The following is a 13,972-nucleotide window of genomic DNA, read 5'->3' on the forward strand; positions in this document are numbered from 1 at the left end:
AAAGCCGAGTAATATGATTTACTCGGCTTTGAAATTACTGTGTGTGTTATTTTTATTCTAACGAGTGGCAATATTAATAAAAATTTGAGCGCCAATCAGCAAACAATCGTCATCAACAAAATAAGGGTTAGCATGTAAATAATTATTAATCCCTTTTGCTTGATTACCACTTCCTAAAAAGTACATGGCACCGAGTTTATCTTTAGTGGCATTGATCATATAACTGAAGTCTTCACTGCCCGTCATTGGCTTACCATTCGCATCAATCTGTTCAGCAGGTAAGAAGGCCGCAGCAGCATCATAAATCACTTTAGCAGCCTGCGGGTGATTGACGACAGCGGGATAACCGCTTGCTTCTAATGTGGTTTTAAACCCGCCGGCTTCACTACGAGCCACAATTTCATTGAAGCTGGCTTTTAATATTTTATCCGTTTCTTCATCCATTGAACGGATGGTACCGCGTGCCTGAACATGATCAGCCAACGCATTTGGAATAGTTCCGCCATTAATCATGCCACAACCAAATACGGCAGGGCTGAAAGGGTCGGTTTTTTTGGCTACAATGTAATCCATATAATCAATGATACGTGTTGCTTCACGGATGGCATCTAACCCTTTATGTGGGGTTGAGCCGTGAGCAGAAACGCCGTGGACATCTAGTGTCCATGCAGAGCCATAAGAGGACATAACCCCGGAATTGAATTTAATATAACCTGTTTCAAAAGCTGCATCATTATGTAAGCCGTAAACCTCATCAACACCTTCCATACAGCCCATTTCTACCATTTTGTTAGCGCCCGGTACTCTCATGTCTTCTTCTGCCATTTGGAAGATAAAACGGACGTTATGAGTGAGTTCAGAACGGTTTTCGCTAAGGTATTTTGCTGCCGTTAAGGCGATGGTCATGTGGGTATCATGGCCACAGTTATGAGCGCAACCTTCATGGACAGAGCTGTGCTCATTGCATGTCAAATCAGGCATTTCAAGGCCGTCAATATCGGTACGGTAGGCAATCAAGCGCTTTGCTGGGTCGATAATCAATTCAGCGGTAAAACCGGTGTAGCCTTCAAATAAACGGATGTTATAGCCAAAGCTTTCCATCAATTCACGGCAATATTGTGAGGTTTTGAATTCTTGCCCAGACAATTCAGGGATCTTATGTAAATCCTGACGTGTTTTTTTGCTAAACGTTTCTAAAGCAAAGAGCTTTTCATTGATATTGTATTTATTGGTCATTACGTTTTATCCCGTATACAAAAAGCGTTTTAATGCTGTTAAGGGGCCCCTGGTGTGAGCATGAATAAAAAACAGCGTACTCATTTAATTTATGTATATTTTAAGCGTTAGATTCAGAAATAAGTCATTTCTGCTAGCTGTTATTTTATCTAACAATTCATAGAGTGAATTTTAACGTGGATATTAAAAAAGTGAGCGTGATGGAGATCGTATTTATATCATATCAGTATTGCATGGCTCATGAATAATAAGGATGGTAATTTAATAAAATAATCATTAGGAAATGTATTTTCAATTAAAATTCTCTATTATCAATATGTTATGTTTTTGTTTTTATATTAAAGATTTTTGTGTTTAATTGAGATTAAGTTAAATTCTATTGTTTGGAATAGGGCGATTAGTAGGATAGTTTTGTATATTATCTTAAATGAAATGGCGAATATAGAAATATATCGAATTAATGAGAAGAGAAATTTTAGAGATAGGATTAAAGCTAGAAAAATCATATGTCCCTTATTGCGATTAACGCATTAATAAGGGACATGTTTTTATAATTAGTTCTTAAAAGACCCAATAAATGAGAGATATTCCTCTTTGCTCATCAATGGGGTGTAATCAGCTAACATTTCGTCAGCTTGGGATGCATCATCAAATAATAGGTCAATAATTGCCATTGCCATCATTTGCGCAGGGCGGATGTAGGCCATATCATCATCAAAAACAACGTAATCTTTACCGTGCAAACCACCGCGAATTGCGCCAATCCACGGGTGACTCACAGGCATGATATGTGATAAGTCGCCTGTATCTGTGCTTCCAGTCATATGGCCAGCAACCCAAACATTTTCTTCGCCAATCAAATCGTGGGCATTGTGTTGCAATAAGTCGTTTAATGTATCGTTGTTATACAGCGGCAGGTAACCCGGTAAATCTTTGACTTCTACCTCTGCACCGACTGACATTGCACCAGCAATCAATGCACGAGTAATACGCTCATTCGCATCAATCATCGCAGGAACATTTGACGCTCGGACATAACTTTCCATACGGACATCGCTTGGGGTGACATTCACTAAATCGCCGCCTTGTGTGATGATCGGATGGAAACGAATATAATCTTTTTCTTGGAAGGTTTCGCGAATCGCATTGACCCCCATGATCCCCATCATTGCTGCATTGAGTGCATTAACACCCAGATGAGGAGCCGCCGCCGCATGAGATGCTTTGCCTTTGTAGTTAATCAGCTTGCCAATAAACCCATTGGTGGTAGTCGACATTTCAATAAAACCAGTCTCACGTTCAGGTTTGACACTGGTTAAATGAATTTGCATCGCCATATCGATATCATCAAATTCACCAAGAGATATCAGCTCAGGTTTACCGCCGATATAACTGATTTTTCCTTGCTCAATCAGTTTATTACGATAAGCTAGTTCAACATATTCCTCTGCGGGAACGGCGAAAGGAACGACGTCTCCCGCGAGGTATTGCATAGCACCTGACTTAACCAGACCAATAGTGACTGCCATCATGTTAGCTATTTGTGCATTGTGCCCGCAGCAATGAGCAGCGCCCGTTAAATCATCAGCCTCTGGGTGCTCCGCACAAATAATTGCATCGAGCTCACCAATCACAGCAATACTATGTTTACTCCCTTTTCCACCTTTAAGGCGAGCCTTAACCCCCGTCAATGCGAGTTGGTTACGGTAATTAACGCCTAAGGCAGAAAATGCAGCTTCCACTTTTTTTGCTGTTTTGACTTCTTTATAGCCGAGCTCAGGCTCTGCCCAAATATCTTCAGCCAATTTTTTGATATCCCCTTTATGGGATGCAATTGTCTCGCAGACGATGGCTTTCAATTGGTCTTTGGTCATTGTCATGGTAAATATTTCCTGTTGTTAGATAACGCCGCTCCATGAAAGTGTCACTTGACCAATAAGTGCAGCGAATAAGAATGTTCCCGTAAAGACCGCCAGTGAAACTGGGATAATCCGCCAAGAAATGGCTTTAAATTTGTCGATATCTTTACCGAGTGAAAGACCAGCAAAGGCAAGTACTGTCGTACTGATGACGGCAAGTGAGATTTTACCAGTCATTGCGATCATTTCTTTATCGTAAGGGAATAACGGTGAACACAGACCCGCCGCAATTAGAGATACCCAGAAAATCACAGGTAACTTACCTAATGGTGGGATTTGTGCAATTAAGTATGCCACAAATGACATACCCCCTAATAATGCCATGGCGATAAGTGAGTCACTAAAGACTGCGCCAAAGCTACCACGGCCATAAATTGAACCGCCGAGTGCATCACCCAGTGAAGTGAAGATGATGACTAACACGATGATTATTGCAATTTCTGCCATCTTTTTCATGATCTTATATCCTTATTCTGTATCTGCTGATGCGGTTGCACGTTTTCTTTTCAATTTGTTGTACAAGAAAGAGGCAAACGGTAAGGAGAAGAAGATGTAGATGTACAGACCTAATACCGAAGACATCAAGTTTGCAGAGGATGAGAATGCTTGAATATCTGCGGCGTGTTCAGGATAAAGTTCCAATAATGGGGCAACAGATGCTGCTAGCATCGAACCACTACCCACACCAGCACCCATGGCTAAAGCAAGTGGGCTCATAATATCGAGTCCTGCGATAACACTGGCGATAACACCCATCCAAACCGCACCGTATAACGTCCCGCAAATATACATTGCCATAACGCCGCGGCCTTCTGGTGAACTTAAACCATATTTGGCTTCGATAATGGCAATATTGGGTTCACGACCGATAGAGTAAGTGGCACCAACGGCCTCACGGCCCATGCCTAACATGATAGCAAGTGGTAAACCGAGCAATATGGTACCGATAAAATGACCGACTTCTTGCAAGATTAATGCGCCACCGGCTTGAATAATTTTTTCCCAAGATGCACCAACGGAGGTGCTTAATTTTGCAATTAAGATAACTAACGCGACACTCATTATCGAGCTAGCGTGTGCCATATTTTTTTCGCTGAGGATTTTGAATTTTGGAAAACTGATAATACCACCCATCAACATGGAATAAAGCATTGGAAAAACCATGACTAAACTGATTTTAATTTGCCCTATAGCTTCCGAAAGAAGAATGATAAGTAAGCTAACCAAAAGCAACTTACTATCTTTTAATATACCCATAGTGTTACCTTTCATTGGAAATGTTTTTAAGAGTTTTTCGTATATATTTATAATAAAAATGCATCATTTTCGTATTCATACTATCCATGAAACTATTTTCCTGACAATATTCCGAAAGTCTCTTAGCCATGCCGAAAAGGCATGGTTAAAATCAATAAATTAATATTTGTTAATAAAGATGCAGTTATTGAAATATTTTTGCATTTTAATATTAAAAATATTTTTATTATTCAGGATGATACAAAGTGTTATTAATTTTTTAACATACTGTTTCATAAGTAATTTTGATTTTTTGGTGTGTTAATGCGAGGAATTATCAAATACCCAGTAAATGTGAGGTTGTTCAGGTTTTATTTATTTTTTTATAGCAAGGTTTTATTTTTATTGAATTTATATAATGATAAAAATTGAATTTTAATTGGATATTATTGTGGTTATTTTGGGTTTTTATTTTTATTTTAGTCTATCTTTAGTTTAATTGTCAGTTTAATGTACTGATGTATTTTTGCGAATTTTCTTCAAAAAAATTTGATATTTTACAATAATATTGTATTTGGCTGTGATATTTGACATGGATCTCAATTCTGAATATTTCTTAATTTGAAAGCAATAAATGAGTCGAAATTTTATTTTAGTCTATTTGCTGAAATTCATGTTATCCGTAACATGTTTACCTGTTATTTGTTTATTGAATATCGAAAAATATAAAGGCACGAATTGCGCGAACAAAAAAGTGTTTGTTGTTAATTTACACTAAGTCGTCTTTTTATCGCAGCGGCATTGTGAACGGCAAACCTAAAGAAAGGTGTTTATGACTATTACGTTAAAAGATATCACCAAAGATAATTGGGTGGATATCATCTGTCTTGAAATAACTAAAGAGCAGGAAGACTTTGTGGCTCTTAACTCAGAGTCAATCGCAGCCTCAAAATTTTTTGATTACTATATTAATCGTGGTATCTATGTTAATAATGAGCCCGTTGGCTTTGTTCAATATTATTCAAACCATGAAAATGGTAGGCCCGAAGAAGTTTTTATTGGTCAATTAATGATTGATATAAAACATCAAAGAAAAGGTTTTGGTTCTCTGGCTATCCCACTTGTTCTTGATGAAATAAAAAGCTTAGGTAAATATCAATCAGTATCAATTTGTTATATCGAAGGCAATGATATGATGAAACCATTTTTTGAACAGTTTGGTTTTTCCGTTGTTGACCAAGATGAATTTGATGAAACCATTATGCGGCTAGTTTTTTAGTGCTGAAATGACGAATATCCGCTCCAACTTAAAGTTAGCAGCGGATATTTATAAAGCGATAAACCTACATTATTTATTTAAAATTGCGCATTTAATCCTAAGCGTAGTGTGCGCCCGGGGGCAGGCATCATACTGCGCGTCAGTGGGTCGATATAATAACGGTCAGTTAAGTTGGTCACTAAGAATTCGACATTAATATTTTTGTCAATTTGGTAACTTGCATAGGCATCCGCAGTAAAGGTAGGAGTCCAGTGCATTGGGCTATTATTTGCCATCGAATAACTCCCCGGGAACTGCTGCATCAGTTTGCGTTCATCTTTATTTTGTACGCTACTGGTATAACGTAAGCGTGTTCCCACTTCGAGGGCTTCATCCATAAAGCGCATGCCTAGGTTGGAATTTATGGCATATTTAGGCTGTAATTGTGTACGTAAAAAACCGCCAGGGAAACCTGCAGTTGTACATTGGGAGATATTATAGCGATTAGCCGGGTCAAGATTGGCTGGCGCCGAGTCATCACACACTTCATTTTTGAGGCGGTAATCGACACCAATATCCATAAATACGCCACCATTATCATAGCGTGCCAAAGCTTCAATTCCTGCTGTTTTATGTTCTTTTACTTGAACAAAATTAAGACGTCCATCACGGTCAAAAGCATTTTCAATGACAGTATGGTAATAGCCTATTTTCACATCAGCATGGCGTTCAGCACCGAGTAAACCTTGTAAATTACGTGAATAACCAAATTCAAAGGTTTTTGCACGTTCGGGTTTAAATAACATTTTCTCTTTACGGGCTTCACTTTCCCCTGCAAACCCAATGCTATTTTCAAAAATACTTGGTAAGCGAACCGTCTCTATATAGCGTGCATAAACCCGGTCGTTATCAGATAACCAAATATTGGCACCAAAAGCGGGAGCCCAGCCATGGCTTTTTTGTTTGCCTGAGAATTTCCATTTTTCTTCTTCAGTGAGTTCGCGCTTAATGTCATCAGCTGGGTGTGAATAACTTGAGCCATAGACATAAACTTCCTTGCCGGTTACAGGGTCAACAGCACGAGCTTGAGAATCGAAAGTACCATTATGGAAAGGGTTTGTTTTTGTGGTATAGCGTCCATCGCTATCTGATTTCCATTCGGCGCGGAAGTTAACGTCTAAAACACCATTTTCTTCTGGGCGCTGAGCGTTGTTTCTTTTAGTAATAAAAACGGTATAGTCGGTATCTTCCAACCCTAATGTTTTAAGTAATATTTGGCTGTTTTTATAACCACCATTAAACGCTTGGTAGCCATTTTTAACAGCGCTATCATACTCTTCTTGGGTTAAAATTCGGTTATAATTTATCTGCTTAGCAAGGCGCTCGTCAGGGTTTTGAAAGCCCTTGGTACGGTTGCGCATTTGCTCTTTTAAATAATCATCTTCTGTCCAGCCATCAATATATTTTGCTCCCGCATCCAGCTCTAACCAACTCGTTGGGCGATAGTTAAAGTTAAAGGCAATACTGGTTTCTTGACGATGACCTTTACGGGGAAGGGCAATAAAAGGGCTGGCGGTTTGAGATGGCGGTACGTCGTTAGAATCTAATTTTTCTTTGAGCATTGAGCCACGAATCGTTAAATCAAGATCGGGCGTGAGTGCCATGGTATTGCGCAAATTAAAGCCAATACGGTCATTCTCAGAGTTAGTTGCTGCGGTATTAATTAAAGAACCATCAATGTTAGGGTCTTTTCCATCACCATAACCATATTCGAATCCCCAATCGCGTTCTTTAGGCTCTCGTGGGTAGCCACCTGAGGTGTTAGTATCCCCTACGGAATGGGTCATCCACACATTTGCGTTTAGGTCAATCCATTGATTATCTTCAGGTTTCCATTTATATTCGGCATTATAGGCATTGACTGTAAAGTGAGCTAATGGCCACTGAGGTAATACGTGTTTTCCTTCAAGCTCAGCAAATCCTAAACGTGACGGCATAATTTCACCATAGGTGCTTTCACTCCGGCGAAAACCAAGATGTAATGTTTGGTTTTCAGTGAGATATAAATTAGTTTTAACTAAATAGGATTCCAACTCATTGGAGGTATTCGTAACTTCTTTTCCGGGGCGAAATACATTAGCAGCAAAAGGTAAGTAAGGGTCTGGACCAAGCTGTTGCTGGACTGTTTGTTGTTCATTTAATTGAACCGATTCTTTATAACGGTGAGCGCCATTTTTCCCCGCAAAATAGTTACCTTGCCGGCGATAAGCATAGGCGGCCATTAAATCAAACTTTTCTTGTCGAGTCCCAACCGCTATTCTTCCGCCATTATCTTTAAAATTAAAGAATTGAGCGCTTCCTCGGGATTTCGGTGTGATGTTGACAACGGGGTCGGAGAAGACATAGTTCTTGTTCTTATAAATCTCAGGGTGATCTCGGTAATCTTCGCCATAACCAAAGTGGGGAACACGCTCACGAGTAGAATTGCTGCTGGTTTCCAGTTTTAAACTGACACCAAATTTTTCACCCGGTGCAACAACGTCATCTATTCCTATGGTTCTGATGGCTATCCCACCACCAACAGAGGTTTTTATATCACCAGCAAGAGAACCACTTTTTTCAATCTCAATGCTACTAATGAGGTTTGGATCCACATAGTTACGGTTGTTTGCACCATTGTAACCCCGATAAACGGTTAATGATTGTTCTGTGCCGTCAACCGTGACAGGAACACGTTCTTGCCCTTGAATGCCTCGAATATTCGGGTCTAACGCGCCACTGTTTCTTGCATCACCACTATAGACACCAACTGCACTATTAAGCACATCCGCGGTACTGGTGCCTTTATAGCGTTCAACAAGGTCTTTTCCTAAATAAATTTTAGAACCTTTAGCATCATATTGCTCATCGTAACCTTGTTGATCCCGCTCTTTGATGGTTTTTGCTGAATCTTGAACAGTAATGGTGCCGATGTGTTCTTCTTTTTCCCCTAAAGCGGTTGTTGGAATAAAAAGAGCAGTAATAATTGCAGTAGTAATAGGTGTTAATTTGTATTTATACATTGTGTTTTTCTCTATGCCATAACGCTTAAAAACGGGTTTCTAACCCAATAGAAATTTCGTGCTGGTGGTAGGAGTAAATTCCATCTGCAGAACTGCGGTTATCACGAAAGCGATAACTGGTATAAGGCGTAAATGTGAGCAATGAATAATTTGGAAAACTAAGTCGCGCAAAATACATCGCTTCTTTATCATGGCGTTTTACATTCAACATTTGGTTGAAGGCCTTGAATTGGCTTTCTCGATAAGTTGCAAGTGCCAGTAAATGAATATCGGGTGTTAGCACGTGATAAAAACCGCCTCGGATACCCAATTGGTCATAATCATCGCTACGAACTTCTGTGGTGAGACGAGTCGCATCAGCCCCCAAAAAGAGGGAGGTATCTGGGGTAATACCATAGACACCAGTTAGATGTAGGCTACTTCGATTACCATCGGCACTGTCATACGGTTTTTGGTAATGAAGTTGTTGGTAGTCGGCGGAGGTACTAAGGAGCACACGAGGTGAAAATTGGTAGTCAGCTTCAATTTTGCCCCCTATACCTAAATAACGACGCTTTTCATTGACCGTTTTTAACTCAACTAATGGGCCGAATGCGGCAGTGGTGTTCGCATCATTAAAACGATATAAAGTTGCTAAAGAGGTAGTGTTCTCACTGAATTCAGCATGGTGCGGATAGCGGTCACCATAAGAGGTTCCCTTGATTTGCAGGGAATGGTTGCCCGAGATAGGAATAATTTTGCTCAGACTCGCATCATAGGTGAGCCCCGGTGATGATTTGGGATTAGCCATTTTCCAGGTCCCCCCTGGCGTTTCCCAAACTTTATTTTTATCTGGAACTTGGTTGATATTACTGTTGTATTTATAGCCAAAGGAGAGACTGCCTGTCCAAGCTGTGCGGTTTTCGATAGCACTAATAAATTGTTGAATGGTTTGCTTTACACTAATAGGTAATGCGAGTGTTTCATCGTTAATTAAACTTTGAAATAAAGCCAAAGACTCTTTATTTTGATTATCTTCAAAATAGGTACGTGCAAGTTCTAATTTTATGCGAAGAAACTTTGGTGACAGTACCAATATTTGTTGGTAATGGGCAATTGCTTCTGGGTAATGATTTTGCGCTTTAGCGATTTCTGCTTTTGCAAATAAAATAAGCAATGGATCTGCATCAGCGAGCTGTTGGTAGCGGGGTAATAAGCGCTGTACGTCTTCAAATTGCTTGTGGTTAATTGCCAGATAAATAGCCTGCCCTAGGTCTTGGGCATTATTCTTAAGAGAATAATTTTCCCCATTCAAATTAATTGATAGGTCATCAGGGAGAAGCAATTGGTCTTTATTGGGGACTACAGCACTTTTATCACGATAGTTTTGTTTGTCTTTTTGCCATAACAGCTGTTCTCGGTCAGTGTCCAAGCTGGCTGGAAATGCAAAGGATGTGACCATAAGCATTATGATGGCAGGAGTTAATAACAGGTATCGCATAAGATTAGCTTCGGTAATAAAAGGCAGTGGCCAACTGCCTGTCACGCTTTATGGTTGGCCACCAAGGTTGATTTACGGGTTACTGGGAAATATTCCCACGGCTTCCACCAAAGGCCATATCTTTGCTGTGATCTTCAAATTGAGTGACACCAGCAATATGCTTAGCTTGGTCGCCAAAGAAATGCCCATTTGTTGAGCCGGATTCACCATTAAGGGTGGCCGCTCCGGCGAACGTGGCATTATTTTTAATGGTGGCATCAATATTGGTTGCACCAATATTCCCTGCTAAGGATTTAGTCCCAAAGTTGGCTGTCAGCGTCCCTGCGGTTAGTGCGCCTCCATTATATTGGCTGATTCCTTTAACGGAGTATTCCGCTGTGCCAGCTGTAGGCATATTGGTGGTGACATCCTTGCCAGAATAGTAAGCGGTATGAGTGGTGTCACTAACTTGTCCTGTCGATGACCATTCGCCGAAATAGACTTCTGCATCTGCAATTTTGGCAAAGTTAAAAACGCCCATTTTGTCATGTGAACCAGGTCCATTAGGCATGGAAATAACATGTGCTTCATTTCCTGCTTGTATTGGTGCCATTCGAGTTAAACCTGAGAATGAAATGGTTTTTCCACCATAAACTGATTGCACACCAATACCTGGGTCACCCGCAGCACCACCATGACCGCCACCGGTTCCTTCTGTCGCGCCAACACGAACGGAAGGCTGGTTAGCATCGAAAGGTTGGCTTTGGCCAGAACCGATTGCCGCAGAAGCACCAAAAGCCACTGTGCAGGTTGCGAGTGCTAGAGCGATAATATTTAACTTTTTCATCGAAATACTCCATTTTTATTAAAGATATTAACGATACTATTGATTAAGAAATTATTATTTCGCATATATATGGCGATTGGTATTAAACCAAATAATAATATAAATGCAAATGATAATTCTTCGCATTAACATTAAAATAATTATGGGTATCAATGAGATAGTGATATTGCTCTTGTTGTTAGTTGTTGATATTACGATTTATTTTTGTAGTTAATTTGTTGGGTTATCAATTTTAATGGTAATTATTTTTTGATAAAAAAGTTAAATTAGTCACATTTTTATGCGTTTAATTGAATGGATTACATAAACAACATTAAAGTTAATGTTGTTTATTGCTTCATCATCGATGGTAGTCAATGGAGGGTTAAATAAAGCAAAATAATAAATGCAAACAATGCGCATTATCATTACTGTTGTGGTAATTTTGTCTTTACAGTACACAGTTAGGTTTATAATCACTCAAAATATAAGGGAATAAAGATATGGCTCCATGGTTAATTTTTGGCGCGGGTGGAAAAGGTGTTGGTCATCAAATTGCTCAGTTAGCAATTGCAGAGAAACGCTCTGTCATCGTTGTTGTACGTAATAAGCAGTCAGCAGAGGCATTGGAGGCGGTAGGTGCGCAAGTTTTCATTGGTGATGCTTGTGATAGTGAAGTGGTTAAGGCTGCTTGTCATGCCGCAGGAGCAACTGCCACGGTTATTTCAACCATGGGGGGGACTCAAGATTATTTAGCTCACCGTACGGTGATTGATTGTGCAGAACATGTTGGGATATCTCGTATGGTGTTAGTCACATCATTAGGTTGTGGGGATTCATGGCCTTATTTGTCAGCCCGGTCACGCGCTGCATTTGGTCAGGCGGTGAGGGAAAAATCCCTTGCGGAGTCATGGCTACAAACTAGCTCATTAGATTATGTGATTGTTCGCCCTGGTGGGTTATTACATGGTGAGCCAACGGGAAAAGCAGTTCTTCAACAAGAGGTTGAAGTTCATGGCTTAGTGATGCGTGCAGATGTTGCTGCGCATGTTTACCAGTTGGCTAAGCAAGGTGAATTGAAAAAACAAATTTATAGCGTGGTACAGCCGGGGTTGGTACCCGCTTAATAAAAACGAGGCTATTTATGTAGCTATCTGTTTTTTATTACAAATAAGGCTACCATTGGTCTCCACTACGAAAGTCACAGTATAGGGGTTGTGAAAAATCAATTAAATTGTTTTTTGACCACCCCATGACGCCACCTTCTTCATCGACAGAGTGGATATAATGGCCTTGATTGAGCTCATACAATGGCCCGTTCCATACCTGCCAGCCGACAGATTGATATACATGGAAGCCCTCATCCGATGCGGAAAGCAGACCCAGCTGGTAACAATCGGTAATAATTTGGTTGGTAGCCACCATAAGTTGTTTGCCGATCCCTTGGCGACGGTAGTTTTCCAGTACCGCCATCGCTTCAACATAACCAACTGTTATTGGCGTATTACCGATTGCCATATGACGTTGAATAATAGCAACGTGGCCTATAATCTGTTGTTGGTCATAGGCCAAGACGTGCATTCCCCCCAAAGCATGTTCAAAATCATCATGGGTAAAATCTTGCTCAAAGCTTTGATATAACATGGAATACAATGCCTCTCTATTCTCTGTTGAAAGTTGAGAGGTGTGTTTGTTTTTATATTCTATTGTCATTTAGCACCATGGAATAATTGTAAAGAGGGCAGAAAGAAAAAATCGTTAAGCTTGTAGGATGAAAGTATATAACATATCAAATTGGCTATGATGGTTTGAATGCGCTAGTGCTAAAAGCTATTTTGGTGTTTTTTAATAAAGCCATCGATATATTTTGTGTATTTCTCAATTATTATTAATATAACATTGACGTTATGAATATCTCTTTGTTCATAAAATTCGATTTTTATCATATGGTTATATCGAAAAGACAAGCTGGTTTTTTTACTTTATTGTGTGGTCGTTGCTCTTTTCAATAAGGATTATTGAATGAAGAAAAAAACGACATCAACAATACATGATGCGGCTTTTAAAGGATTTATGACAAACATTGAAAATGCGCGAGACTTCTTTGAAATTCATTTACCGGAACATATAAAATCATTATGTGATTTCAATACGTTATCGCTGACAAATTCCTCGTTTATTGATAAACAACTTCGCTCACGGTTATCGGATGTATTGTATTCAGTACAAACCTCTCAAGGGGAAGGGTATATTTATCTTTTAGTTGAACACCAATCAACCCCCGATAAACTTATGGCGTGGCGTTTAATGCATTATGCGTTTTTAGCAATGAATCAGCATATGCAGCAAGGAAATACAACATTACCCATTGTTGTGCCTATATTATTTTACCATGGGGGGCGTTCGCCTTATCCATATACACAACTTTGGACGGCGTGTTTTCCATTACCAGAGATTGCACATGAGTTATACACCCAACCGTTTCCACTCGTAGATATTACGGTTATTGATGATAATGAACTCGTTAACCATCGAAAAATAGCAGTAATGGAATTAGCGATGAAACATAAATATCTTCGAGATGAATTCCAACAAGTACTCCCTCTCTTGGCGAAGGCACTCAATAAACATTATAATAGTGATAACGACATCATAACTATCCTCAATTATTTGTTTATTGCCTTGGACTCCCATAATTTTGAACAAGTTATTCAAGTTCTAGGTGAACAAACAGAAAAGCATAAGGAGACAATCATGAATATTGCTCAACGATTGCAAGATAAAGGACGGCAAGAAGGACGGCAAGAAGGGTTGCAAGAGGGATTTAAAAAAGGCAAAGAAGAGGCAAATATAGCAACTGCACGGAATCTTTTGGAGCAAGGAATTAGTATTGAGATAATTATGAAAAGCACTGGGTTGAGCCGTGAAAAACTTATTTCTTTACAGTAACTCAGGTTTTATAGCTGAAAGTTAAAA

11 protein-coding genes are annotated in these 13,972 nt (G+C 39.6%); 3 read left to right on the forward strand and 8 right to left on the reverse strand.

The window, feature by feature from the left end; genetic code table 11:
- Window positions 1-57: 57 nt before the first annotated feature.
- The 4 genes from PSF09_RS11225 to PSF09_RS11240 all read right to left on the reverse strand — a co-directional run bounded on the left by PSF09_RS11225 (window position 58) and on the right by PSF09_RS11240 (window position 4,412).
- A complete protein-coding gene (locus PSF09_RS11225; protein ID WP_272665742.1) occupies window positions 58-1,236 on the reverse strand; it encodes a M20 metallopeptidase family protein in 1,179 nt (392 codons plus the stop codon).
- A gap of 554 nt (window positions 1,237-1,790) precedes the next feature.
- Window positions 1,791-3,116 carry an amidohydrolase gene (locus PSF09_RS11230; RefSeq protein WP_272665743.1) on the reverse strand — a complete coding sequence of 442 codons (1,326 nt, stop codon included), beginning with the start codon at window positions 3,114-3,116 and terminating at the stop codon, window positions 1,791-1,793.
- An 18-nt stretch (window positions 3,117-3,134) separates the two neighbouring features.
- Complete coding sequence (locus PSF09_RS11235) at window positions 3,135-3,611, reverse strand: hypothetical protein (protein WP_004262394.1); 477 nt, start codon at window positions 3,609-3,611, stop codon at window positions 3,135-3,137.
- 12 nt (window positions 3,612-3,623) lie between these two features.
- Window positions 3,624-4,412 (reverse strand): DUF3100 domain-containing protein, encoded by a 789-nt coding sequence (locus PSF09_RS11240; RefSeq protein ID WP_004913472.1) that lies wholly within the window; start codon window positions 4,410-4,412, stop codon window positions 3,624-3,626.
- Between the two features lie 811 nt (window positions 4,413-5,223).
- Between PSF09_RS11240 and PSF09_RS11245 the strand changes: the two genes are divergently transcribed.
- The gene (locus tag PSF09_RS11245; RefSeq protein WP_272665744.1) at window positions 5,224-5,670 is read left to right on the forward strand and encodes a GNAT family N-acetyltransferase; all 447 of its coding nucleotides are present in this window, start codon (window positions 5,224-5,226) and stop codon (window positions 5,668-5,670) included.
- Window positions 5,671-5,747: 77 nt separating this feature from the next.
- Here PSF09_RS11245 and PSF09_RS11250 read toward each other — a convergent pair whose 3' ends face one another.
- The 3 genes from PSF09_RS11250 to PSF09_RS11260 form a co-directional block, all read right to left on the reverse strand.
- On the reverse strand, window positions 5,748-8,711 hold the full coding sequence (locus PSF09_RS11250) for a TonB-dependent receptor domain-containing protein (protein WP_272665745.1): 2,964 nt from the start codon (window positions 8,709-8,711) through the stop codon (window positions 5,748-5,750).
- Between the two features lie 25 nt (window positions 8,712-8,736).
- Window positions 8,737-10,191, reverse strand: a complete 1,455-nt coding sequence (locus PSF09_RS11255) for a porin family protein (RefSeq protein WP_272683915.1) — start codon at window positions 10,189-10,191, stop codon at window positions 8,737-8,739.
- Between the two features lie 79 nt (window positions 10,192-10,270).
- Window positions 10,271-11,017, reverse strand: coding sequence for a Slam-dependent surface lipoprotein (locus PSF09_RS11260; RefSeq protein WP_272665747.1), 747 nt, complete (start codon window positions 11,015-11,017; stop codon window positions 10,271-10,273).
- Between the two features lie 482 nt (window positions 11,018-11,499).
- Between PSF09_RS11260 and PSF09_RS11265 the strand changes: the two genes are divergently transcribed.
- On the forward strand, window positions 11,500-12,123 hold the full coding sequence (locus PSF09_RS11265; protein WP_272683916.1) for an SDR family oxidoreductase: 624 nt from the start codon (window positions 11,500-11,502) through the stop codon (window positions 12,121-12,123).
- A 49-nt stretch (window positions 12,124-12,172) separates the two neighbouring features.
- Here the strand turns inward: PSF09_RS11265 and PSF09_RS11270 are convergent, their stop codons facing one another.
- Window positions 12,173-12,709 carry a GNAT family N-acetyltransferase gene (locus PSF09_RS11270; RefSeq protein WP_272683917.1) on the reverse strand — a complete coding sequence of 179 codons (537 nt, stop codon included), beginning with the start codon at window positions 12,707-12,709 and terminating at the stop codon, window positions 12,173-12,175.
- 309 nt (window positions 12,710-13,018) lie between these two features.
- Here PSF09_RS11270 and PSF09_RS11275 point away from each other — a divergent pair, with 309 nt between their 5' ends.
- The gene (locus PSF09_RS11275; protein ID WP_272683918.1) at window positions 13,019-13,945 is read left to right on the forward strand and encodes an Rpn family recombination-promoting nuclease/putative transposase; all 927 of its coding nucleotides are present in this window, start codon (window positions 13,019-13,021) and stop codon (window positions 13,943-13,945) included.
- Window positions 13,946-13,972: the final 27 nt, after the last annotated feature.

This window comes from Providencia sp. PROV141, from assembly GCF_028481645.1.
Taxonomy (GTDB): domain Bacteria; phylum Pseudomonadota; class Gammaproteobacteria; order Enterobacterales; family Enterobacteriaceae; genus Providencia; species Providencia rettgeri.

What these genes read in the sequence shown, in the direction of transcription:
- PSF09_RS11230 (WP_272665743.1), bottom strand. Translation starts at nt 3,116, where the DNA reads ATGACAATGACCAAAGACCAATTGAAAGCCATCGTCTGCGAGACAATT.
- PSF09_RS11255 (WP_272683915.1), bottom strand. Translation starts at nt 10,191, where the DNA reads ATGCGATACCTGTTATTAACTCCTGCCATCATAATGCTTATGGTCACA.
- PSF09_RS11260 (WP_272665747.1), bottom strand. Translation starts at nt 11,017, where the DNA reads ATGAAAAAGTTAAATATTATCGCTCTAGCACTCGCAACCTGCACAGTG.
- PSF09_RS11250 (WP_272665745.1), bottom strand. Translation starts at nt 8,711, where the DNA reads ATGTATAAATACAAATTAACACCTATTACTACTGCAATTATTACTGCT.
- PSF09_RS11275 (WP_272683918.1), top strand. Translation starts at nt 13,019, where the DNA reads ATGAAGAAAAAAACGACATCAACAATACATGATGCGGCTTTTAAAGGA.
- PSF09_RS11240 (WP_004913472.1), bottom strand. Translation starts at nt 4,412, where the DNA reads ATGGGTATATTAAAAGATAGTAAGTTGCTTTTGGTTAGCTTACTTATC.
- PSF09_RS11225 (WP_272665742.1), bottom strand. Translation starts at nt 1,236, where the DNA reads ATGACCAATAAATACAATATCAATGAAAAGCTCTTTGCTTTAGAAACG.
- PSF09_RS11235 (WP_004262394.1), bottom strand. Translation starts at nt 3,611, where the DNA reads ATGAAAAAGATGGCAGAAATTGCAATAATCATCGTGTTAGTCATCATC.
- PSF09_RS11270 (WP_272683917.1), bottom strand. Translation starts at nt 12,709, where the DNA reads ATGACAATAGAATATAAAAACAAACACACCTCTCAACTTTCAACAGAG.
- PSF09_RS11245 (WP_272665744.1), top strand. Translation starts at nt 5,224, where the DNA reads ATGACTATTACGTTAAAAGATATCACCAAAGATAATTGGGTGGATATC.
- PSF09_RS11265 (WP_272683916.1), top strand. Translation starts at nt 11,500, where the DNA reads ATGGCTCCATGGTTAATTTTTGGCGCGGGTGGAAAAGGTGTTGGTCAT.